19 protein-coding genes are annotated in these 22,947 nt (G+C 70.8%); 10 read left to right on the top strand and 9 right to left on the bottom strand.

Features of this window, described 5'->3' with window-relative positions:
• Positions 1-29 precede the first annotated feature (29 nt).
• The 3 genes from ABZ919_RS17160 to ABZ919_RS17150 all read right to left on the bottom strand — a co-directional run bounded on the left by ABZ919_RS17160 (position 30) and on the right by ABZ919_RS17150 (position 2,716).
• Positions 30-1,136 carry an amidohydrolase family protein gene (locus ABZ919_RS17160; protein WP_361248170.1) on the bottom strand — a complete coding sequence of 369 codons (1,107 nt, stop codon included), beginning with the start codon at positions 1,134-1,136 and terminating at the stop codon, positions 30-32.
• Positions 1,137-1,316: 180 nt separating this feature from the next.
• Positions 1,317-1,637, bottom strand: coding sequence for a hypothetical protein (locus ABZ919_RS17155; RefSeq protein WP_361248168.1), 321 nt, complete (start codon positions 1,635-1,637; stop codon positions 1,317-1,319).
• A 107-nt stretch (positions 1,638-1,744) separates the two neighbouring features.
• Positions 1,745-2,716, bottom strand: coding sequence for a heme o synthase (locus ABZ919_RS17150; protein ID WP_361248166.1), 972 nt, complete (start codon positions 2,714-2,716; stop codon positions 1,745-1,747).
• 361 nt (positions 2,717-3,077) lie between these two features.
• Here ABZ919_RS17150 and tkt point away from each other — a divergent pair, with 361 nt between their 5' ends.
• From tkt to ABZ919_RS17115, 7 genes are all read left to right on the top strand, one after another.
• Positions 3,078-5,165, top strand: a complete 2,088-nt coding sequence (gene tkt / locus ABZ919_RS17145) for a transketolase (protein WP_361248165.1) — start codon at positions 3,078-3,080, stop codon at positions 5,163-5,165.
• Between the two features lie 33 nt (positions 5,166-5,198).
• Entirely contained in the window at positions 5,199-6,317 is a 1,119-nt protein-coding gene (gene tal / locus ABZ919_RS17140) for a transaldolase (protein ID WP_361248163.1), read from the top strand.
• A 1-nt stretch (position 6,318) separates the two neighbouring features.
• The gene (gene zwf / locus ABZ919_RS17135) at positions 6,319-7,857 is read left to right on the top strand and encodes a glucose-6-phosphate dehydrogenase (RefSeq protein WP_361248161.1); all 1,539 of its coding nucleotides are present in this window, start codon (positions 6,319-6,321) and stop codon (positions 7,855-7,857) included.
• Positions 7,854-8,918 carry a glucose-6-phosphate dehydrogenase assembly protein OpcA gene (opcA, locus tag ABZ919_RS17130; protein WP_361248159.1) on the top strand — a complete coding sequence of 355 codons (1,065 nt, stop codon included), beginning with the start codon at positions 7,854-7,856 and terminating at the stop codon, positions 8,916-8,918. Before zwf ends, opcA begins: the two co-directional genes overlap by 4 nt.
• Positions 8,915-9,697: a 6-phosphogluconolactonase gene (gene pgl, locus ABZ919_RS17125; RefSeq protein ID WP_361248157.1), complete on the top strand. Its 783-nt coding sequence runs from the start codon at positions 8,915-8,917 to the stop codon at positions 9,695-9,697. The genes opcA and pgl overlap by 4 nt, the downstream gene beginning before the upstream one ends.
• Positions 9,698-9,811: 114 nt before the next feature.
• Positions 9,812-10,306, top strand: coding sequence for a lamin tail domain-containing protein (locus ABZ919_RS17120; protein ID WP_361248155.1), 495 nt, complete (start codon positions 9,812-9,814; stop codon positions 10,304-10,306).
• Complete coding sequence (locus tag ABZ919_RS17115; RefSeq protein ID WP_361248153.1) at positions 10,306-10,773, top strand: hypothetical protein; 468 nt, start codon at positions 10,306-10,308, stop codon at positions 10,771-10,773. Before ABZ919_RS17120 ends, ABZ919_RS17115 begins: the two co-directional genes overlap by 1 nt.
• Before the next feature lie 15 nt (positions 10,774-10,788).
• On the opposite strand, the gene ABZ919_RS17110 is transcribed toward ABZ919_RS17115, so the two are convergent.
• The 5 genes from ABZ919_RS17110 to ABZ919_RS17090 form a co-directional block, all read right to left on the bottom strand.
• A complete protein-coding gene (locus ABZ919_RS17110) occupies positions 10,789-11,628 on the bottom strand; it encodes a carbohydrate ABC transporter permease (RefSeq protein ID WP_361248152.1) in 840 nt (279 codons plus the stop codon).
• Positions 11,629-11,638: 10 nt separating this feature from the next.
• Positions 11,639-12,994, bottom strand: a complete 1,356-nt coding sequence (locus ABZ919_RS17105) for a sugar ABC transporter permease (RefSeq protein WP_361248150.1) — start codon at positions 12,992-12,994, stop codon at positions 11,639-11,641.
• A gap of 11 nt (positions 12,995-13,005) precedes the next feature.
• Positions 13,006-14,331, bottom strand: a complete 1,326-nt coding sequence (locus ABZ919_RS17100) for an ABC transporter substrate-binding protein (RefSeq protein ID WP_361248403.1) — start codon at positions 14,329-14,331, stop codon at positions 13,006-13,008.
• 36 nt (positions 14,332-14,367) lie between these two features.
• Complete coding sequence (locus tag ABZ919_RS17095; protein ID WP_361248149.1) at positions 14,368-15,975, bottom strand: alpha-amylase family glycosyl hydrolase; 1,608 nt, start codon at positions 15,973-15,975, stop codon at positions 14,368-14,370.
• 183 nt (positions 15,976-16,158) lie between these two features.
• A complete protein-coding gene (locus tag ABZ919_RS17090) occupies positions 16,159-17,430 on the bottom strand; it encodes an ABC transporter substrate-binding protein (protein ID WP_361248147.1) in 1,272 nt (423 codons plus the stop codon).
• Positions 17,431-17,556: 126 nt separating this feature from the next.
• On the opposite strand from ABZ919_RS17090, the gene ABZ919_RS17085 reads away from it, so the two are divergent.
• Genes ABZ919_RS17085 through ABZ919_RS17075 form a run of 3 tightly spaced genes read left to right on the top strand, consistent with a single transcriptional unit; the run spans position 17,557 to position 21,145 of the window.
• Positions 17,557-18,063: a PadR family transcriptional regulator gene (locus ABZ919_RS17085; protein WP_361248145.1), complete on the top strand. Its 507-nt coding sequence runs from the start codon at positions 17,557-17,559 to the stop codon at positions 18,061-18,063.
• Positions 18,060-18,830, top strand: a complete 771-nt coding sequence (locus ABZ919_RS17080; protein WP_361248144.1) for an ABC transporter ATP-binding protein — start codon at positions 18,060-18,062, stop codon at positions 18,828-18,830. Before ABZ919_RS17085 ends, ABZ919_RS17080 begins: the two co-directional genes overlap by 4 nt.
• Before the next feature lie 32 nt (positions 18,831-18,862).
• Positions 18,863-21,145 (top strand): FtsX-like permease family protein, encoded by a 2,283-nt coding sequence (locus ABZ919_RS17075; protein WP_361248401.1) that lies wholly within the window; start codon positions 18,863-18,865, stop codon positions 21,143-21,145.
• 136 nt (positions 21,146-21,281) lie between these two features.
• Here ABZ919_RS17075 and pgi read toward each other — a convergent pair whose 3' ends face one another.
• Positions 21,282-22,934, bottom strand: a complete 1,653-nt coding sequence (gene pgi, locus ABZ919_RS17070; protein WP_361248142.1) for a glucose-6-phosphate isomerase — start codon at positions 22,932-22,934, stop codon at positions 21,282-21,284.
• Between the last annotated feature and the right edge of the window lie 13 nt (positions 22,935-22,947).

Genomic DNA, 22,947 nt, shown 5'->3' with positions numbered 1-22,947 from the left:
GGCCGGGTGCCGCCCGGCCGGTGGACGGCTCACTTGAGCCCGTAGACCCGGCATGCGTTGCCCGCCGCGACCATCCGCGCCACCCGCTGGGCGTCCTCCAGCGACCAGGCGCCCTCGGCCACCCAGGTCCCCAGGACCCGGCCCAGGGCCTCCCGGAACAGGCGGGCGCCGACGACGTGCAGCTCGGGCAGGCCGTGGGCGCCGGTGGAGAAGAGGATCTTGCCGAAGGGCGCCAGCTCCAGGATCTCGGCGAGGACGGTGGCCGCGCGGGCGCCGGTGCGGACGAGAGCGGCGCCCGAGTCGGTGTAGACGTGCGGGAAGACGCCGGTCAGATGGGCGGCGTGGCGGTGGTACGGATAGCCGTGCAGCAGGATCAGGTCGGTGCCGAGGCCGGCCGTGGCCCGCACGAAGTCGGTGAGCAGCACCGGGTCGGTGCGGTCGATGCGGGAGCCCGGCTCGCCGAGCCCGGCGTGCAGTTGCAGGGGCAGGCCCGAGGCGACCGCGATCCACAGCAGGTGGCGCAGCAGCACCGGGTCCGTGAGCGGCCCGCCGACCCGCCGCCCGGCCAGCCAGCGGCCCACCGCACCCCGCACCTCCCCCGGCCCCGGTGGCTCCGGCGCGAGGGCCAGACCGTGTCGCAGCCCCGCGACGGACGTGAAGGCGACGGCGTTCGCGGCGGCCCCGTGCACGGACTCGGCGAGGTTGGCGAGGAAGGACTCGACCGTGCCGGAGGTGTCGGCGACCTGCTCCGCGAGCAGTTCCAGCCGGACGATCTCGTGGGCCTGTGCGGAACCGGCGGAGGCCAGTTCGGCCGGGCCGGTGAGGTCACCCGGCAAGCCGGTGTCGACGAGGTAGGTGGTGATGCCGCTGCCGCGCAGCAGCCTGCGGCCCGCTTCCAGGACGCCCAGTTCCCGGCGCCGGGCCAGATAGCGGGCGGGCGGGCAGTGCGGTTCCAGGCCGAGCAGGGGCGGGCACCAGCGCCGTACGGCGAAGCCCGTCTGGGTGTCGAAGAGGGTGGTGCCGGGTGCGGGCGGACCCTCGGTGCGGGCGAGCTGCGCCTCGAAGGTGCCGAGGCCCAGCTCGGTGCGGAGCACTCCGTGGCAGTACTGGTCCACCAGGGACGGCGTTTCGATCATCCGGACTCCCCCGTTGGACGTGCGCTGCCTTACACGTCCTAACGGGTGAACGGGGTTCGAGGTCGCGGTTCAGCTCGGGTGGTGCGCCTGTGCGGCGACCGACCGGGTCGCCGGGGCCTGCGGGGCGCCCGCGGCGGAGTCTCGTGTCCGAACCGCCCAGCGCCCCTTCGGGCGCTGTGATCAGCCGCCCACCTGAATACCGGCCATGCGCTTCCACTCGTACGGGCCCGTGTGCACCTTGGCCGCGAACTCCCCGTCGAAGGATTCGTGGACGGTGATGCCGGCCTTCTCCACCGCCTGCCGGGCGATCTCGGTGCTGGGGGCCACCAGGTCGCCCCAGCCGCCGTCCTCGCCCACGAGGACGATGCGGGCGCCGCGCTCGCCGATGTGGGCCACCTGGCCCTCGGCGCCGCCGTGCGCCTTGGCGAAGGCGCTGATCTCCCGGGCGAGCCTGGCCGCCTTGCGCTCGGCCCTCGCGTCAACCTGCTGCGTGTCTGCCATGGCCAGGATGCTACCCACGAGTAGATCAAACGGCGACGGGAGGGGTGCGTGGCCTTGACCACGCACCCCTCCCGTCAGAAGGAACGCCCGTCGAACGCAGCAGGCGGTCAGCGCAGGAACGGGTCCACCGCGACCGCGACGAACAGGATCGACACGTAGGTGATCGACCAGTGGAAGAGGCGCATCTCCTTGAGCTTGGCGCCGGTCACCTCGGCCTTCGCCCGGTTCTGCAGGCCGTGCGCCTCCCAGAGCCAGAAGCCGCCGGCCGCGAGGGCGACCACCGTGTAGAACCAGCCCGTGTAGCCGAGCGGGGTGAGGAGCAGGGAGACCAGCACCATCACCCAGCTGTAGATGACGATCTGCCGGGCGACGACCTTGTTGGAGGCGATGACCGGGAGCATCGGCACGCCCACGCGCGCGTAGTCCTCCTTGACCTTCATGGACAGCGGCCAGTAGTGCGGCGGCGTCCAGAAGAACATGACGAGGAAGAGGATGACCGGCGCCCAGGACATCGAGTCGGTGACCGAGGACCAGCCGATGAGAACCGGGAGGCAGCCGGCGATGCCGCCCCACACGATGTTCTGCGACGTACGCCGCTTGAGGATCATCGTGTAGACGACGACGTAGAAGAGGAGCGCCCCGAGCGAGAGCCAGGCGCTCAGCCAGTTGACGGTGAATCCGAACAGCAGCGTCGAGACGACCGCCAGCGTGATGCCGAAGACCAGGCACTCCGGCGGGCTGACCATGCCGGTCACCAGCGGCCGCTGCGAGGTACGGTCCATCAGGGCGTCGATGTCCCGGTCGATGTACATGTTCAGCGCGTTGGCGCCGCCCGCCGAGAGGTAGCCGCCGACGCAGGTCAGCAGGACCAGCTTCAGGTCGGGCACACCCTGCTGCGCCAGGAACATCACCGGAACGGTGGTGATGAGCAGCAGCTCGATGATCCGCGGCTTGGTCAGAGCCACGAACGCCTTGACACGGGCCCCGAACGGCCGGTGAACCGGGCCCTGGCTCGCACCACCCAGCACGCCCGCTGGACGTGATTCGACGGCCGTCACGCACACCCCTGACAGAGACATCCCAGCGAGCCCCCCCTGTGAAGTGGCGGTAAAGGCTCGCGCGTACCACGCCACTTTAGACGTTGCCCATACCCCGGCCTTCGCGGGGGTGGGGTCGTGTTGACGCCCACCCCATAAGAGGGGACCCGCCACTCGATTGAGCGCTCAGATGACCACCTCCGTATTCATGTGCCAAATGGCTTGTCCGGCCAGTCGGGAGGCGGATCGCACAGAGTCCCGGCAGTCTGGAAACACTCGAAAAAACGCACGTCCTTACGGGGGTAGGCTCGGCAGCGTCCGGCGGGCAGAAGCACGCCGGCAGCCGGGTGGGCGCACGCCCCGAGACCGGTGACCGACATGTGGAGAGGAGCCCTGACCCAGGGTGAGCACCAAGCCGACCACCACAGACCTTGAGTGGACCGAGCTGGACCAGCGGGCCGTGGACACCGCCCGGGTCCTGGCCGCCGACGCCGTACAGAAGGTCGGCAACGGCCATCCCGGTACGGCGATGAGCCTGGCCCCGGCCGCCTACACCCTCTTCCAGAAGGTGATGCGGCACGACCCGGCCGACCCGGAGTGGGTCGGGCGCGACCGCTTCGTGCTGTCCGCCGGCCACTCGTCCCTGACCCTCTACACGCAGCTCTACCTGGCCGGCTTCGGCCTGGAGCTTCAGGACCTGGAGTCCTTCCGCACCTGGGGTTCGAAGACCCCGGGCCACCCGGAGTACGGGCACACCAAGGGTGTCGAGACCACCACCGGTCCGCTCGGCCAGGGTGTCGCCAACGCCGTGGGCATGGCGATGGCCGCCCGCTACGAGCGCGGCCTGTTCGACCCGGACGCGCCGCAGGGCGAGTCCCCCTTCGACCACTTCATCTACTGCATCGCCGGTGACGGCTGCCTGCAGGAGGGCATCTCCGCCGAGGCGTCCTCGCTGGCCGGCCACCAGAAGCTCGGCAACCTGATCCTGCTGTGGGACGACAACCACATCTCGATCGAGGGCGACACCGAGACGGCCGTCTCCGAGGACACCGTCAAGCGCTACGAGGCCTACGGCTGGCACGTGCAGCGCGTCGAGGCCCAGGACAACGGTGACCTGGACCCGCAGGCGATCTACGCCGCGATCCAGCAGGCCAAGGCGGTCACCGACCGGCCGTCCTTCATCGCGATGCGCTCGATCATCGCCTGGCCGGCCCCGAGCGCCCAGAACACCGAGGCCGCGCACGGCTCGGCGCTGGGCGAGGAAGAGGTCGCGGCCACCAAGCGCGTCCTCGGCTTCGACCCCGAGCAGCACTTCGCGGTCGAGGACGAGGTCATCGCCCACACCCGCAAGGCCCTGGAGCGCGGTGCCCAGGCGCGCGCGGAGTGGGAGAAGTCCCTGCAGGTGTGGCGGGACGACAACCCCGAGCGGGCCGCCGAGTTCGACCGCATCAGCAAGGGCGAGCTGCCCGCCGGCTGGGAGGATAAGATCCCGGTCTTCGAGCCCGGCAAGGGCGTCGCCACCCGTGCCGCCTCCGGCAAGGTGCTCCAGGCGCTCGGCGCGGTGATCCCCGAGCTGTGGGGCGGCTCCGCCGACCTCGCCGGGTCGAACAACACGACCATCGACAAGGAGAGCTCGTTCCTGCCCGAGGGCAATCCGCTGCCCGAGGCCAAGCCGTACGGCCGTACGATCCACTTCGGTATCCGCGAGCACTCCATGGGCGCCGAGCTGAACGGCATCACCCTGCACGGCAACACCCGTGTGTACGGCGGTACCTTCCTCGTCTTCTCCGACTACATGCGCAACGCGGTGCGCCTGTCGGCCCTGATGCACCTGCCGGTGACGTACGTGTGGACGCACGACTCCATCGGCCTCGGCGAGGACGGCCCGACCCACCAGCCGGTCGAGCACCTGGCCTCGCTGCGCGCCATCCCCGGTCTGAACATCGTGCGCCCCGCGGACGCCAACGAGACCGCGACCGCCTGGCGTGAGATCCTCAAGCGGTACACCAAGGAGTTCGGCAAGGGCCGGCCGCACGGTCTGGCGCTCACCCGTCAGGGCGTGCCGGTCTACGAGCCCAACGAGGACGCCGCGCGCGGCGGTTACGTCCTGTTCGAGGCCGAGGGCGGCGAGCCGCAGGTGATCCTGATCGCCACCGGTTCCGAGGTGCACGTGGCCGTCGAGGCGCGTGAGCAGCTCCAGGCCGAGGGCGTCCCGACGCGTGTCGTGTCGATGCCTTGCGTCGAGTGGTTCGAGGAGCAGGACCAGGGGTACCGGGACTCCGTGCTCCCGCCGTCCGTCAGGGCCCGCGTGGCCGTGGAGGCGGGCATCGGGCTGACCTGGTACCGCTATGTGGGGGACGCCGGACGCATCGTTTCCCTGGAGCACTTCGGTGCTTCCGCCGACGGCAAGGTGCTCTTCCGGGAGTTCGGCTTCACTGCCGAGAACGTGGCCGCCAAGGCCCGGGAATCCATCGCCGCCGCCCAGCGCTGACGCTCATATACGACACGTAGGAGATGTAATTCCATGACAGACGCACTGAAGCGCCTCTCCGAGGAAGGCGTCGCGATCTGGCTGGACGACCTGTCGCGCAAGCGGATCACGTCCGGCAACCTCGCCGAGCTGATCGACCAGCAGCACGTCGTGGGCGTCACCACCAACCCGACGATCTTCCAGAAGGCGATCTCGCAGGGCGACGGCTACGACCAGCAGGTCTCGGACCTCGCCGCCCGCAAGGTCACCGTCGAAGAGGCCATCCGCATGATCACCACGGCGGACGTCCGCGACGCCGCCGACATCCTGCGCCCGGTCTTCGAAGCCACCGGCGGCAAGGACGGCCGGGTCTCCATCGAGGTCGACCCGCGCCTGGCGCACAACGAGAAGGCGACCGTCGCCGAGGCCAAGCAGCTCGCCTGGCTCGTCGACCGCCCGAACACCCTGATCAAGATCCCGGCCACCAAGGCGGGCCTGCCGGCCATCGCCTCCACGATCGGCCACGGCATCAGCGTCAACGTCACCCTGATCTTCTCCCTGCAGCGGTACCGGGCCGTCATGGACGCCTACCTCTCCGGTCTGGAGAAGGCCAAGGAGCGCGGCCTGGACCTGTCGCTGATCCACTCGGTGGCGTCCTTCTTCGTGTCCCGCGTGGACACCGAGATCGACAAGCGCTTGGACGGCATCGGCACCGACGAGGCGAAGGCGCTGCGCGGCAAGGCCGCCGTCGCCAACGCGCGGCTCGCCTACCAGGCGTACGAGGAGGTCTTCTCCTCCGACCGCTGGCAGGCACTGGAGAACGCGGGTGCCAACAAGCAGCGTCCGCTGTGGGCGTCGACCGGCGTGAAGGACCCGGCCTACCCGGACACCATGTACGTCACGGAGCTGGTGGCGCCGAACACGGTCAACACCATGCCAGAGGCGACGCTGGAGGCCGTCGAGGACCACGGCGAGATCACCGGCAACACCGTCGCCGGCACCTACGAACAGGCGCGTGCCGACCTGGACGCGCTGGAGAAGCTCGGCATCTCGTACGACGACGTGGTTCAGGTGCTGGAGGACGAGGGCGTCGAGAAGTTCGAGGCGTCCTGGAACGACCTGCTGAAGTCCACCCAGGCGGAGCTCGAGCGCCTCGCCCCTTCGGAGGGCTGAGTTGTCACCCCTTTCCGGTTCCGGAGCGAACCCGCTTCGTGACCCGGCCGACCGACGGCTCCCGCGTATCGCGGGGCCGTCGGGTCTGGTCATCTTCGGGGTCACGGGCGACCTGTCCCGCAAGAAGCTGATGCCCGCGGTGTACGACCTCGCCAACCGGGGTCTGCTGCCGCCGGGCTTCTCGCTGGTGGGCTTCGCCCGCCGCGAGTGGGCGAACGAGGACTTCGCGCAGGAGGTCCACGACGCCGTCAAGGCGCACGCCCGTACGCCGTTCCGGGAGGAGGTCTGGCAGCAGCTCATCCAGGGGATGCGCTTCGTCCAGGGCACCTTCGACGACGACGACGCGTTCGAGCGGCTGCGCTCCACCATCGAGGAGCTGGACAAGGCCCAGGGCACGGGCGGCAACTTCGCCTTCTACCTGTCGGTGCCGCCGCGCTCCTTCCCGGTGGTCATCCAGCAGCTGAAGAAGCACGGTCTGGCCGACCAGAGCGGCGGTTCCTGGCGCCGCGCGGTGATCGAGAAGCCGTTCGGGCACGACCTGAAGTCCGCCGAGGAACTGAACAAGGTCGTGCACGAGGTGTTCGAGCCGGACCAGGTGTTCCGGATCGACCACTACCTCGGCAAGGAGACCGTCCAGAACATCCTCGCGCTGCGCTTCGCCAACACGATGTTCGAGCCGATCTGGAACCGGTCCTTCGTGGACCACGTGCAGATCACCATGGCCGAGGACATCGGCATCGGCGGGCGCGCCGGCTACTACGACGGCATCGGCGCCGCGCGTGACGTCATCCAGAACCACCTGCTGCAGCTCATGGCGCTGACGGCCATGGAAGAACCCGCCTCCTTCGGCGCGGACGCGCTGGCTGCGGAGAAGGAGAAGGTGCTCGGCGCGGTCCGGCTGCCCAAGGACCTGGGCAAGCACACCGTGCGCGGGCAGTACGCGGCCGGCTGGCAGGGCGGTGAGAAGGTCGTCGGTTACCTCGAAGAGGACGGCATCGACCGGCAGTCGAAGACCGACACCTACGCGGCGATCAAGCTGGAGGTCGACAACCGCCGCTGGGCGGGCGTCCCGTTCTACCTGCGCACCGGCAAGCGCCTCGGCCGCCGGGTCACCGAGATCGCGGTCGTCTTCCAGCGGGCCCCGCACTCCCCCTTCGACACCACGGCGACGGAGGAGCTGGGCCAGAACGCGATCGTCATCCGCGTCCAGCCCGACGAGGGCGTGACGGTCCGCTTCGGCTCCAAGGTGCCGGGCACCTCGATGGAGATCCGGGACGTCTCCATGGACTTCGCCTACGGCGAGTCCTTCACGGAGTCCAGCCCGGAGGCGTACGAGCGCCTGATCCTGGACGTGCTGCTGGGCGACGCCAACCTCTTCCCGCGCACGGAGGAGGTCGAGCTGTCCTGGAAGATCCTGGACCCGATCGAGATGTACTGGGACAAGCACGGCAGGCCCGCGCAGTACCGGTCGGGCACCTGGGGTCCCGTGGAGGCGGACGAGATGCTCGCACGAGACGGACGGAGCTGGCGCAGGCCATGAAGATCGACCTGACCGACACCACCGCCGGCGACATCAACAAGGCCCTCGTGCGGGGCCGCCGCGCCATCGGCACTCCCGCCGTCGGCATGGTGCTGACCCTCGTCATCGTGACCGACGAGGAGAATGCCTACGACTCCCTGAAGGCCGCCAACGACGCGTCGCGCGAGCACCCTTCGCGCACGCTGGTGGTGATCAGGCGGGTCTCCCGCTCCCCGCGCGAGCGCACGTCCTCGCGGCTGGACGCCGAGGTCCGGGTGGGCGCGGACGCCGGCACGGGCGAGACGGTGGTGCTGCGGCTGTACGGCGAGGTCACGGGCCACGCCGACTCGGTCGTGCTGCCGCTGCTGCTGCCGGACGCTCCGGTGGTCGTGTGGTGGCCGGTGAACGCCCCGCTGGACCCGGCGAAGGACCCGCTGGGGGCGCTCGCCCAGCGCCGGGTCACCGACACCTACGCCGCCGAGCAGCCGGTGCGGGAGCTGTCCGCCCGCGCCGAGGCCTACATGCCCGGAGACACCGACCTGTCCTGGACGAGGATCACGCCGTGGCGTTCCATGCTCGCGGCGGCGCTCGACCAGGTCACCTGTGAGGTGCGGGGCGTCGAGGTGGAGGGCGAGGAGTTCAACCCGAGCTGCGAGCTGCTGGCGATGTGGCTCGCGGACCGGCTGGACGTGCCCGTCAAGCGGTCGCTGTCGGGCGGCCCGGGTCTGACCGGGGTCCGCATGGACACGACCTGCGGCCCGATCGTCCTGGACCGCGCGGACGGCACCCTGGCCACGTTGTCCATCCAGGGCCAGCCGGCCCGCGCGGTGGCGCTGAAGCGGCGGGAGACCGCCGAGCTGATCGCGGAGGAACTGCGCCGGCTCGACCCGGACGACACCTACGCGTCGGCGCTGCGTTACGGCGTGGAGCGGCTGAACACGGTTCCGGAGCAGGCTGCCGAGGAAGCGGCCGGACCGGTCGCCGAGCCGGAACCGGTGGAGGAAGCGGCCAAGGCACCCGCGAAGAAGGCGGCCGCCAAGACCGCCAAGAAGACACCGGCAAGGAAGGCGGCGGCGAAGTGAGCACTCCGCAGCTGGTCGTCCACCGCGACAAGGAACTGATGGCGCAGGCGGCCGCGGCCCGTCTGATCACGAGGATCGTGGACGCGCAGGCCTCCCGGGGCACCGCGTCCGTGGTCCTCACGGGCGGCCGCAACGGCAACGGCCTGCTGGCCGCGCTGGCCGCGGCGCCCGCGCGGGACGCCATCGACTGGAGCCGGCTCGACCTGTGGTGGGGCGACGAGCGCTACCTGCCCGAGGGCGACCCCGAGCGCAATGTCACGCAGGCCGGCGAGGCCCTGCTCGACTCCGTCCCGCTGCGTCCGGAGCGCGTGCACGCCATGCCCGCCTCCGACGGCCCGTACGGCACGGACGTCGACGCGGCGGCGGAGGCGTACGCGGCGGAGCTGGCGAAGGCCGCCGGCCCGGAGAACCACGGCTCGGTGCCCACGTTCGACGTCCTGATGCTGGGCGTCGGCCCGGACGCCCACGTGGCCTCCCTCTTCCCGGAGCATCCGGGGGTACGGGAGACGGAACGCATGGTGATCGGCGTCCACGGCTCCCCCAAGCCCCCGCCGACCCGGATCTCCCTCACCCTCCCGGCGATCCGCTCGGCCCGCGAGGTCTGGCTCCTCGCGGCCGGCGAGGACAAGGCGGAGGCCGCGGCCATCGCCCTGTCGGGCGCGGGCGAGATCCAGGCACCGGCGGCGGGGGCGTACGGCCGCAGCCGGACCCTGTGGCTGCTGGACGCGGCGGCGGCTTCGCAGCTGCCGCGGTCGCTGTATCCACCGGCTTCGCCGTGAACGACTGAGGCCCCCCCTCGAACGGCTTTACATTTCCTGCACAAAATATCCGTGCAACGGTCAACCTTTGTGTAGGCTCCTGGCGCCGCAATCGCACCACTGAGGGGGGACCTCATGCGTATACGCTTCGCGCTGGCTGCCGCCGTCACGGCCGGAACGCTCGCCATCGTCGTCGCTGCCCCGGCCCAGGCCACGGAGTACACCTCCGCCCTGAAGCTCAAGGGCGTCCAGTACGACGCACCGGGGCGGGACTCCAACAACTGCCGCACCGGCAACTCCAGCGGCGAGTATCTGACGATCAAGAACTACTCGCGCGCCACGACCGTCAACCTCAAGGGCTACGTCGTCAAGGACGCCGCCGGCAACCGGTTCACCTTCCCGTCCAACCACTACCTCGAGCCCGGTGACTACGTGAAGCTGCGCGGGGGCCACGGCACCGACTCGGACGCGAACAACGTCGTCTACCGCCAGAACTGCAACTTCATCTGGAACAACGACAGGGACACCATCTACCTGTACAAGCCGTCCGGGGCCCATGCGGACACCCACGCCTACACCAGGTCCCGCGACGACCGGGACGGCAACGGCTACATCTCCTTCCACGGCTGATGCCGCGCCGAACCGGAAGGGTGCGGCTGTGGGCGGCCTGCGTCGGCCTGCTGGCCGCCGGCGCGGCCGGCTGCGGCCAGTCCGCGCACGACGCCGCGGCCAAGGCGTCGGGGCCGTCGCCCCGGCCCACCGTGACCGTCACCGCGACGGCCACCGTGACCGCCCGGCCGGAGCCGGGGCCGACGGTCACCAGAACGAAGACCGTGCGCACACCCGGACCGACCGTCACCGTCACCAGAGCGGCCTCCGGCACCGTGCGCAGCGCCGGCGGCGGCAGCGGGGGCGGTGGCGGCAGCGGGGGCGGTGGCGGCAGCGGCACCTGCTCCATCGTCTCCAACGCGGGCAACTGCTACCAGGCGGGCCAGTTCTGCCGGAACAGCGACCACGGGGCGACGACCACCACCGCGAGTGGTACGCCGATCACCTGCGCCTCCAGCGGCAGCACCTGGCGCTGGACGTACGCGTGAGCCGAGCGGGCTCGGTCACTTGACCGAGCCCGCCATCACCCCCTGCACGAAGTGCCGCTGGAAGGCGAAGAACACCGCCACCGGCACGATCAGGGACAGGAAAGCGCCCGGTGCCAGTACGTCGATGTTGCTGCCGAACTGGCGGATCTGGGACTGGAGTTCCACGGTCAGCGGCTGGGAGGAACTGTCGGCGAAGAGCAGGGCCACCAGCATGTCGTTCCAGACCCAGAGGAACTGGAAGATGGCGAGGCTGGCGATGGCCGGCCGCCCCACGGGCAGCACCAGCCGCGTGAAGATGCGCCACTCGCTGCCCCCGTCCATCCGGGCCGCCTCCAGCATCTCCTTCGGCATCTCCGCGAAGTAGTTGCGGAGCAGGAACACCGCGAAGGGCAGGCCGTACGCCACGTGGAAGAGCACGACCCCGGGAATCGTGCCGAACAGGCCCAGTGCACCGAAAAGTTTGGCCACCGGCAGCAGGCCGATCTGGACCGGCACCACCAGCAGCGCCACGACCAGCAGGAAGAGCGGTTCCCGGAACGGGAAGTCCAGCCAGGCGAAGGCGTATCCGGCGAGCGCGGCGATGACGACGACGAGTGTCGTGGCGGGCACCGAGATCAGGACCGTGTTCCAGAACGCCTGCGTCATGCCGGAGCTCTTCAGCAGGGCCGAGTAGTTGTCGAAGGACAGCTGCCCCGGGCTGGTGAGCGCCGTCCACCAGCCACCCTTCGCCGTGTCCTGGGCGGAGCGGAGAGAGGAGACGAACAGGCCCGCGAGCGGGGTCAGCCAGACCAGGCCGATCACCACCAGGAAGGCCTGCACCAGGCCGTTGCCCAGGCCTCGCCTGATCACGTTCATCGCTGACTCCTCATCGTTGACTGCGCCGGAAGCGGCGGACGTTGAACACCATCGCGGGGATCACCAGGAGCAGGAGCAGCACGCCGAGGGCGCTGCCCAGGCCCTGGTTGTTGCCGCCGCCGAAGGACACGAGCCACATCTGGGTGGCGAGGACGGTGGCGTCCTCCTGCACCGGTCCGGGCGCGATGATGTAGACGAGGTCGAAGACCTTCATCACGTTGATCACGAGGGTGACGAAGACGACCGTCAGGACGGGGGCGAGCAGCGGGACCGTGATCCGGCGGAAGATCTGCCACTCGTTGGCGCCGTCCATCCGGGCCGCCTCCAGTGCGTCCCGCGGAAGAGCCGACAGGCCCGCGCCGATCAGCACCATGGCGAAGCCCGTCCAGATCCACAGGTACGCGCCGATGATCGCCGGGGTGACGAGGGTCGGGCCGAGCCAGGAGACACCCTGGTAGGGCGGGGCGAAGTTGGACTCCGGGAGTCTCACCGTGTACGAGCCGGCGCGCAGCCCGGAGAAGCGGAAGGAGCCGTCGGCGGTGGTGGTGGCGCTCGCGGCCGTCCGCCCGTCGCGCACGGCCTGGACCGTCATGCCGGGCAGGCCGCTCTCCTTCGGGTCGACCTTGCCCTGCCTGCCTGCGCCGCCGGGGGTGAAGTCCAGGTAGACCACGCCGCGCAGTTCGCCGGGGGCGGCCTTGCGGCCGGCGGCCGGGTACGCGGACGAGGCGCCCTTGGGCAGGTCCTTGGGCAGGACGCCGACCATGGGGAGCGTCACCGAGTGGCCGGTGGAGGCGGTCGTTCGGTACGAGCCGTCCCGGTCCTCGGTCAGCAGGCCCCCGCGGCCGCGTGCCGTCGGATACGACGACGTGCCCTGGAAGGCGTCGTGGACGGAGACGACGGCCGCGTTCAGCACGCCCTTGTTCGGGTCCTCGTCGTAGGCGAGCCGGAAGATGATGCCGGCGGCGAGGAAGGACACCGCCATCGGCATGAAGAGCAGCAGCTTGAAGGCGGTGGCCCAGCGGACCTTCTCCACCAGCACGGCCAGGATCAGGCCGAGGCCGGTCAGCAGGGCCGGGGCCACCACCACCCAGATGGTGGTGTTGCGGATGGCCTTGAGCGTCGCGGGGTCACGGAACATCTCGGTGTAGTTGTCGCCGCCGACGAACCGGGTGCCGGAGGCGTCGAAGAAGCTGCGGCCGACGGAGAACAGCACCGGATAGACGACGAGCGCGCCGAGCAGGAGCAGCGCCGGGAAGACGAAGAGCAGGGCGATCAGCCGGGCGCGCCGCCGGCTGCGGCGCCCGCGCGCCTCGCCGGCGGCGGCCCGCGGGCCCGCCTGCTGCTTCACGACAGTGGTGGCGGTCATGGTGCTGCCACTCAGTCCTGGTAGGCCTTGGCCGCGGCGGACTCCAGCTCCGCCGCCGTGCCCTTCGGGTCGGACGGGTCGCGCAGGAAGTCCTGGAGCAGCTTCCACTCGCCCGCGCCCTTGGTGCCGCCGAAGGCCGCCGGCGCCTGGTCGGACATGTCGAAGCGGACCGAATCCCCTGCGTCGATCAGGGACTTGGCGGTGGCGCGGGTGACGTCGTCGGCGTAGGAGGCGGGGCCGAGCTTCTTGTTCGGGGACAGGAAGCCGCCCGCCTTGGCCCAGACGGCCGCGGCCTCGGGGGTGGCCAGGTACTCCAGGAGCTTCATGCCGGCCTTGGCGTTCTTGCCGTCCTTGAGGACGACCGCCGCGTCACCGCCGCTGACCACCGGTGCCGTACCGCCGTCGACGGCCGGGAACGGGAAGAAGTTCGCGTCCTTGCCGATGGTCCTGCCGAACTGATCGTGCGCGACCCCGGCGACGAAGTCGCCCTCGAAGACCATGCCGGCCTCGGGCTTGGGTCCGAACACCTTCTCCACCGAGGTGGGGAAGTCGGTGTTCAGTGCCTCCTTCTGGCCGCCCGCGATCAGCTGCTTGTCCTTGAACAGCTTGCCCAGGGTGGTGAGCGCCTTGACGACGCTGGGGTCGGTCCACTTGAGCTTGTGCGCGGCGAGGGCGTCGTACTTCTCCGGTCCGGCCTGGGAGAGGTAGACGTTCTCGAACCAGTCGGTGAGGGTCCAGCCGTCCTCGCCGCCGACGGCGAAGGCGGCGAGCCCGGAGTCGGAGACGGTGTGCCCCGCCTTCAGCATCTCGTCGTACGTCTTCGGCGGCTTGACCCCGGCCTGGGCGAGCGCGTCGGGGCTGTACCAGACGGTGGACTTGTGGGCGGCCTTGAAGTAGAGGCCGTACAGGGTGCCGTCGACGCTGCCGTACTTCTTCCACACGGGCGCGTAGTCGGCGGTGATCGTCTGCTGGGCCGCCGGCGACAGCGGCTCGAGCCAGCCCTTCTTCGCGAACTGGTCCAGGACACCGACCTGCGGGACCATCACGACGTCGGGCGCGTTGCCGCCCTCGATCTTGCTGCCGACCACCGTGGAGACGTTGTCACCGGTCGACACGAACTGGGTCTTGGCGCCGGTCTTCGCGGTGAACGCGTCCAGCACCTTCTGGAAGTTCTTCTGTTCGCTGCCGGACCAGACGCCGGCCACGGTGACGGTCTGGCCGCTGAGCGCCTTGTCGCCGCCGCCGGCGGAGACGGGACCGCCGCCACAGGCGGTCGCGCCGAGCGCCAGGGCGAGGGCGGTGCAGCTGGTGAGCAGGGTCGTACGTCGTCGCATCATCATTGATGTCCCTTCGGGGAGGTGAGGTGACGGGGATCAGAGGTCGCTCAGCCACCAGGCCGCGGTGGCGCCGGGCAGGACGCCGGCCGGGCAGGGGCCGCTGGCGAGCAGGGGGGTGCCGGAGACCGGCGCGGGTGTGGGGGCCGTACCGAAGTTGACGGCGCAGACCAGGCCGTCGCCGCGGGTGAAGGCGAGGACGCCGGGCTGGGTGTCCAGCCAGCGGAGCGTGCCCTCGCCCAACTGCGGAAGCCCACTGCGGAGTTGCAGACCGTCGCGGTACAGGTGCCAGAAGGAGCGGGTGTCGGCGAGGGCACGGTCGGTGGCGTACTCGGCGAAGTACTCCGGCTGGGGCAGCCAGGGCTTCACACCGTCGACGCCGGAGGTGAAGCCGAACGGCGAGGCCTGGCCGGACCAGGGCAGCGGCACCCGGCAGCCGTCGCGGATGCGGGCGCGGCTGCCGGTACGGCGGAATATGGGGTCGGTGAGCACGTCGTCGGGCAGGTCGACGACCTCGGGCAGGCCCAGTTCCTCGCCCTGGTAGATGTAGGCGGCTCCGGGCAGCGCCAGCATCAGCAGTGCGGCGGCGCGGGCGCGGGCGGCGCCGAGGCCGCTGCCCTCGGGGGCGGGTTCGCCGTAGCGGGTGACGGTGCGTACCTGGTCGTGGTTGTTGAGGACCCAGGTCACCGTGGAGCCGGTGCCGGCGATGTCTGCCATGGCCTCGGAGATGACCTTGCGGAAGGCGTCGGCGTCCCAGGGGGCGCCGAGCAGGTCGAAGAAGAAGGCCTGGTGGAGTTCGTCCGGGCGGACGTACAGGGCGTTGTCGCGGGCGGTGGGGACGGAGACCTCGCCGACGAGGAGGCGCTCGCGGCCGTCGCGCTCGGTGTACTCCTCGCACAGGGAGCGCCAGTGGCGCCACACCTCGTGCACCTCCGGCTGGTTCCAGGCGAGCGGGTTGACCGAGTCGCGGGTGCGGGCGTCGGCCTCCGGGTCGTCGGAGTCGGGCAGTTCGGGGTGCTTGTAGAGGCCGGCGGCGACGTCGATGCGGAAGCCGTCGACGCCCCGGTCGAGCCAGAAGCGCAGGATGCGGTCGAACTCGGTGGCGACCTCGGGGTTGCGCCAGTTCCAGTCGGGCTGCTCGGGCGTGAACATGTGCAGGTACCACTGGCCGTCGCCGACCCTGGTCCAGGCCGGGCCGCCGAACATGGCGTGCCAGTTGTTGGGCGGCTCGGCTCCGTCGGGGCCTCGGCCGTCGGCGAAGTGGAAGCGGGCGCGGGCCGGGCTGCCGGGAGCGCCGGCGAGGGCCTCGCGGAACCACGGGTGCTCTCCGGAGCAGTGGTTGGGGACGATGTCGAGGAGCACCTTGATACCGAGCCGGTGCGCGGCTGCCATCAGCAGGTCGAACTCGGCGAGGTCGCCGAAGAGGGGGTCGACCCCGCAGTAGTCGGCCACGTCGTAGCCGTGGTCGTGCTGCGGCGACGGGTAGAACGGGCTCAGCCAGATCCCGTCGACGCCCAGCTTCTTCAGGTACGGCAGTCCCGCGCGGACCCCGGCGAGATCGCCGATGCCGTCACCGGTGCTGTCGAGGAAGCTGCGGACGTAGACCTGGTAGATCACCGCGTCACGCCACCAATGATGCCTGTTCAACCCTTTTGCCTGTCTCTCTGAAGGGCAGCTGCGAAGGGCAGCGGTTATGCATGCATGTTAGGTAGGCATGTCGCGAGGGTGTCAACGAAAAGAACGTAAGCTACTGGAGAGTTGAGGTCGCAAATGCTGACTTAATCGGGCATTGCGAGCCGAGATGAGATATCCGCGTTACCTAACAAGTAACTAGCGACGGGCGATCGCGTGGAGCTCTCGCGCGAGGCGGCGCACAGCCTGTTCGGGCGTCTGCCGCCCGCTGAGCGCGTCCTGCACGACCGCCTGCACCACCAGGCTGACCTGGTCGTAGTGCGGGCTCTTGGGGCGCGGGGCGGCGGTGAGCACGGCGGTGCGCAGGGTCGGCAGATAGGGGAACCGCCGCACCAGCGCGGGGTCTTCGTAGAGCGCGGCGCGCACGGGCGGCAGCGCGCCCCGGGTGAGCACCTGGCGCTGGACGGGCGCGCTGGTGAGGTAGGCGATCAGACGGGCGGCCGAGTCGGGATGCCGGGTGTGGCAGTTGACGGCGAGGTTGGAGCCGCCGAGCACACTGGTCCCTGGTCCGTGGGGTCCGGGGATCGGCACGGCGCCGATCTTCCCGGCGACCCTGGAGCCCCGGGCGGATGCGACGGCGTAGGCATAGGGCCAGTTGCGCAGGAAGAGCAGCCTGCCGTCCTGGAAGGCCTGCTTGGACTCCTCCTCCTTGTACGTCAGCGCCGCCTTAGGTATCCAGCCCTCGTGCACACCGCGGGCGAGGAAGCCGATGCCCTGGCGGGCGGCGGAGGAGTCGACGGTGACCCGCGCGCCCTCGTCGCCGAGGATGGTGCCGCCCGCCGAGTAGACGGCCTCGGCGGCGTTCACGGTGAGGCCCTCGTAGGGGAGGAACTGGCCCGCGTAGCCACCGAGGTGGTACTTGGGCGCGATGGTCTTCGCGTCGTGTTCCAGTTCGGCCCAGGTGCGCGGCGGAGGCACGCCCGCCTTGGCGAGGATGTCCTTGCGATACAGGAGAAGTCCGGCATTGGTGACATACGGGACCGCGTACAGCCGTCCGTCGTAGGTGGCCGTGTCCACGACCGGCGGCAGGAAGCTCTTCAGCGGGAAGCGGTCGCGCGGCAGCGGACGGATCCAGCCGGCCGCCGCGAACTCCGAGGTCCAGTTGACGTCGATGTTGAGGACGTCGAAGCGGCCCCGGTCACCGCCGCGCAGGTCGGTGGTCATCTGCGCATGGGTCTCGTCGGCGGAGTCCGGCAGCTCGACGAGGGTGACCTTCTCTCCGGGGTGGGTACGGTTCCAGCCCTGGAGCAGCGGGGCGAGATAGCCGGTGAGATCCCCGGCGGTGGCCAGGGTGAGCGGGCCGCGGCCGTCACCTGTACCCTCGTCCGCCTGTGCACCGGAGGCGACGTACCCGGTCATGATCACGGCGAGTACGAGGAGGCCCCTACCGGCGGCGCGCATCCACCGCATAGGTTCCTCCCTGAACACATGCACACGGCTCCGGCGTCTCGCCGGGAGTCAGAGGCCATGTATACCTGTTAGGTATGCGCGATACTAGGGCCTGGAGCACATTGAGCAGACAGGAGGACAGCACGAGTGCGCCTGCCCCTCCTGGCACTCCTCGCCCGTGGCCCGGCTCACGGCTACGAGCTGAAGCAGGACCTTGAGCAACTGCTGGGCTCCGCGTACCCTCAGCCCAACGTCGGCCAGATCTACGTCACCCTGGGCCGCCTGGAGAAGTCCGGGCTGATCGAGGGCGAGGACGTCGAGCAGTCCAGCCGGCCCAACAAGAAGGTCTACCACCTCACCGACGCCGGGCGGGAGGCGCTGCACGCCTGGTTCGAGGAGACCGAGGACGAGCCGCGGGTGCGGGACGAGTTCTTCATGAAGCTCGCCCTGGCCCCGCAGACCGGTCTCGCCGAACAGATCGCCCTCATCAACAAACAGCGGCGCCAGTACCTGAACACCATGCGCAACCTGTCGAAACTGGCCGCGGCCGAGAACCGGGACAACCGCATCGCCCAGCTGCTCATCGAGGGCGCGATGCTGCATCTGCAGGCCGACCTCGACTGGCTGGAGCGGTGCCAGGAGGAACTGGAATGAGCGAGCACACCGCTCCGGCACCGGTGAACGCCCCGGTGCTGCGCGCCGAGGGTCTGGTGAAGACGCACCACGGCGAGGGCGCGCCCGCTCGTGCGGTGCGCGGGGTCGATCTGTCCGTGGCGCGGGGCGAGTTCGTGGCGATCACCGGCCCGTCCGGTGCCGGCAAGTCGACACTGCTGCACCTGCTCGGCGGGCTGCAGCGCCCGGACCAGGGCAGCATCTGGCTGGACGGCCGCTGCACGGACTCCTTCAGCGAGGCGCGCTGGGCGGTGGAGCGTCGCACGGCCATCGGGATCGTCTTCCAGTTCTTCAACCTCGTGTCGAACCTGTCGGTCGCCGACAACGTCGAACTGCCCGCCCTGCTCGCCGGCGTCCCGCCCAGGAAGGCCCGCGCCGAGCGTGAGGAGCTGCTCGCCGAGCTGGGGCTCAGCGGCAAGGAGCGCAGCATGCCGGGCGAGCTGTCCGGCGGCGAACAGCAGCGGGTCGCCCTCGCGCGGGCCCTGGTCAACCATCCCCCGCTGCTGCTGGCCGACGAACCCGCCGGAAGCCTGGACAGCAAGGGCACGCGCGAGGTGATGCGGCTGCTGTCCCGCTTCCACGGACGCGGGCAGACCATCGTCCTCGTCACCCACGACGCCCGGCTCGCGAGCGCCGCCGACCGCGTGATCAGCTTCTTCGACGGCCGCATAGCCGACGACGCTCCCCTGGACGGCACCCCGCCGCCCAGGAAGCCGGGGATCTCGGGCGTGCTGGAGCTGAGGGACTGATGGCGGGCGGTCCGCTCGGGGTGGGACCCGGGGTGCGCGGCAGTCTGCGCTGGGCGCACTCCGATCTGCGCACGCATCGCGGCGAGGCGCTGTTCCTCGTGCTGGCCACCGCCGGCATCGTCGCCTCGCTGCTGCTGGCCACCGCCCTGTTCGGGTACGCGACCAACCCCTGGCAGCGCGTCTTCACCCAGGCCCGCGGGGCCCATGTGTGGATCCACACCGTGCCGTCGGCCGACGCCCACGGGCTGGCCCGGCTGGACGGTGTCGCCTCCGTGGCCGGCCCCTATCGCACCGAGTCCGCCACCGTCGCCGTACGCGGCACCCGTGCCTCCGTGGAGCTGCGCGGTACTCCGGAGCTGCCCTCCGTCGGGCGGCCGCTGCTCACCGCCGGTCACTGGCTGGACCCGGCCGAACCGGACGGCGTGGTGCTGGAGGGCAGCCTGGCCCGGGCCCTGCTGGCCGAGCCCGGGGACACCCTCACGCTGCCCGGCACGGCCCGCGCCCTGACCGTCGAGGGCATCGCGGACAGCGCCGAGCCGCACTACAGCCCGGGCGAGCAGCCGGGGCTGGTCTGGGCGCTGCCGTCCGCCGTCCGGGCCCCCGGCGGGCAGGTGATCGGGCTGCGGCTGGACGACCCGGCCGACACCGACTACGCCGTGCAGCGCGCCGTCACGGTGCTGGGCGCGGGCGCGGTCGGCGAGGTCTCCACCTGGCAGCAGGCGCGCTCCGCGGCCCAGGGCGACAACCGGCTGCTCGGGCAGGTCATCGGCCTGTTCGGGCTCGGTGCGCTGATCGCCGCCGCGTTCGCCGTGCACGGGGCGATCGCCACCCGCATCCGGGGGCACTTGCGGGACATCTCGGTGCTGAAGGCGATCGGCTTCACGCCCGGCCAGGTCGTCCGCATCTTCCTCCTGCAGCACCTGGCGTACGCGCTGCTCGGCTCGGTCGCCGCGGCGGCGCTCACCGAGGCCCTGGGCAGCCGTATCCCCGGCCGGCTGGGTGACGCCGTGGGCCTGTGGCAGGGGCTGCCCGGGCACACCGAGGCGCTGTTCGTGGTGCCCGCGGGCGCGGTGCTGTTCATCGGTCTGACCACGGGCCTCGCGGCCTGGCGGGCCGGACGGGTGCCGCCCGTGCCGGTGCCGCGCCCGGCCGCGCCGGCCGGCGGGCGGCTGACCGGCCTGGCCCGGCGGGCGCTCGGGCTGCGGCTGCCGGCCGCGCTGGTCCTGGGCTGCCACAAGGCATTCGCGGGGCGCGGCCGGTCGCTGGCCACCGTGGCCCGGCTGACGCTGCCGCTGCTGCTGATCGTGGTGGCACTCAGCGCCTGGACCACGATCGACCGCTTCCACAGCAGTCCGGAACGCGTGGGCCTGCCGACGGCCCTCACGGTCCGCTCGGACGGTGCCCTGGACGCGCCCGCCGTTCGCGCCCTGCTCAGCGGCGATCACCGGGTCGCGGCCGCCTACCCCGGGGTCGAGGTCGCCGCGCTGGTCCCCGGCCAGACCGGCACCATCGCGTTGCGCGGGGTGGGCACCCATGCCCAGCCCTACCCCTACGCCCTCGCCGAGGGCCGCGCCGCACGCGGACCGGACGAGGCGGTGGCCGGGCAGGGCCTGCTGGACCTGCTGCACGCGCGGGTCGGCGACTGGGTGCGCATGACGGTGGGCGACCGGCCGCAGATCCTGCACATCGTGGGCCGCAGTATCGAGCCGCAGAACGCCGGCCGGGTCGTGACCACCTCCCTGGACACCCTCCGCGAGAACGACCCCGGACTGGCCCCCGCCTTCTACGAACTGCGTCTTCGCCCCGGCGCCGAGCCGCAGCGGGTGGCCGCAGCGCTGTCCGCGGCCGGCCGGGGCCATCTGGACGTGCACCCGGTGGCGAACCCCGCCGACGGGCTCTCGCCGCTGCGGGCGGTCGTCGCCGGGCTGATCGCCGTACTGGCCCTGATCGGGCTGGTGGAACTGCTCACCGCCATCGGCGGCAGCGTCCGCGAGGGCGAGCGGGACGTGCTGGCGTTGAAGGCGATCGGCGTGTCCCCGCGGCAGATCACCGCCATCACCGTCACCGCGACGAGCTGTACGGCCCTGGCCGCGGCGCTCGCCGGTACGGCGCTGGGCCTGCCGCTGGCCCACCGGCTGATCGACGCCCAGGGCAGCTCCAGCGGCATCGGCGCCGGTATCGCCCAGTCCCCGTCGCCCGCGCTGCTGCTGGTGCTGGTCGCGTCCGCCGTGTGCGGCGCGGCGGCGCTTGCCGTGCTGCCCGCGGCCCGCGCGGCGCGCAGACGTCTCGCGGACACACTGAGCGCGGTGGCCTGAGGCCGCCGCTTGGGCCGAGGCCCTCAACCCGCTTCTGCAGCATCTCGTCGGCGGCGAAGCCGCTCTCGACGAAGGTGTGGACAGCGTCCACGGGGGCCGGGCGGGCCCAGCGCCGCCCGGCTCCCGCGTGCTCCGGTCAGCTACGGCCGCGCATTTCCCGGTACTTGGCGACCAGCGTCCTCGTCGACGCGTCGAGGCCCTCCACCTCGGCACCCTCCGTCAGCGCCGGCTCGACCCGCTTGGCCAGCACCTTGCCCAGCTCCACGCCCCACTGGTCGAAGGAGTCGATGTTCCACACGGCGCCCTGCACGAACACCTTGTGCTCATAGAGCGCGACCAGCTGGCCCAGGACGGACGGGGTCAGGCTCCTCGCCAGGATGGTCGTCGTCGGCCGGTCGCCCCGGAACGTCTTGTGCGCGACCAGTTCCTCGGGGACGCCCTCCGCACGGACCTCCTCGGCAGTCTTGCCGAAGGCGAGCGCCTGGGTCTGGGCGAAGAAGTTGGCCATCAGCAGGTCGTGCTGCGCCTTGAGCCCTCCGCTCAACTCGGCCACCGGTTCGGCGAAGCCGATGAAGTCCGCCGGGATCAGCTTGGTGCCCTGGTGGATCAACTGGTAGTAGGCGTGCTGGCCGTTGGTGCCGGGCGTGCCCCACACCACCGGGCCGGTCTGCCACTCCACCGGCTTCCCGTCGCGCTGCACCGACTTGCCGTTGGACTCCATGTCCAGCTGCTGGAGGTAGGCGGTGAACTTCGACAGGTAGTGGCTGTACGGCAGCACCGCGTGCGTCTGGGCGTCGTGGAAGTTGCCGTACCAGATGCCCAGCAGGCCCAGCAGCAAAGGCGCGTTGGCCTCGGCGGGCGCGGTGCGGAAGTGCTCGTCCATCAGCCGGAAGCCGTCGAGCATCTCCCGGAAGCGGTCGGGGCCGATGGCGATCATCAGGGACAGGCCGATCGCCGAGTCGTACGAGTACCGGCCGCCGACCCAGTCCCAGAACTCGAACATGTTGTCCGGGTCGATGCCGAACTCGGTGACCTTCTCGGCGTTCGTGGACAGCGCCACGAAGTGCCTGGCGACCGCCGAGTCGTCACCGAGGGCGTCCAGGAGCCAGGCGCGGGCGGAGGTGGCGTTGGTGATCGTCTCGATGGTGGTGAAGGTCTTGGAGGCGATGATGAACAGTGTCTCGGCCGGGTCCAGGTCCCGGGTGGCCTCGTGCAGGTCGGCGCCGTCCACGTTGGAGACGAAGCGGACCGTCAGGTCGCGGTCGGTGAAGCTGCGCAGCACCTCGTAGGCCATCGCGGGGCCCAGGTCGGAGCCGCCGATACCGACGTTGATCACGTTCTTGATGCGCTTGCCCGTGTGGCCGGTCCAGGCGCCGGAGCGGACCCGGTCGGCGAAGCCGGCCATCTTGTCGAGTACGGCGTGCACCTTGGGCACGACGTTCTCCCCGTCGACCTCGACCACCGCGTCCCGGGCGGCGCGCAGCGCGGTGTGCAGCACCGCGCGGTTCTCGGTGACGTTGATCTTCTCGCCGCGGAACATGGCGTCCCTGAGCCCGAACACGTCGGTGGCGGCGGCCAGCTCGCGCAGCAGCCGCAGCGTGTCGTCGGTGACCAGGTGTTTCGAGTAGTCGATGTACAGATCGCCGACCTGGAGCGTGTATCCCTCAGCGCGTCCGGGCCCGGCGGCGAACAGCTCCCTGAGATGGGTGTCGGCCAGCTCCTCCCGGTGCTTGGCGAGAGCGGTCCATTCGGGCGTCTGGTTGAGCCTGGTACGGCCGTCTGCGTTCATTTCCGACTTCCGC

This window comes from Streptomyces sp. NPDC046759 (genome assembly GCF_040645475.1).
Lineage (GTDB): Bacteria > Actinomycetota > Actinomycetes > Streptomycetales > Streptomycetaceae > Streptomyces.
This window is presented reverse-complemented; position numbering and strand designations above follow the sequence as displayed.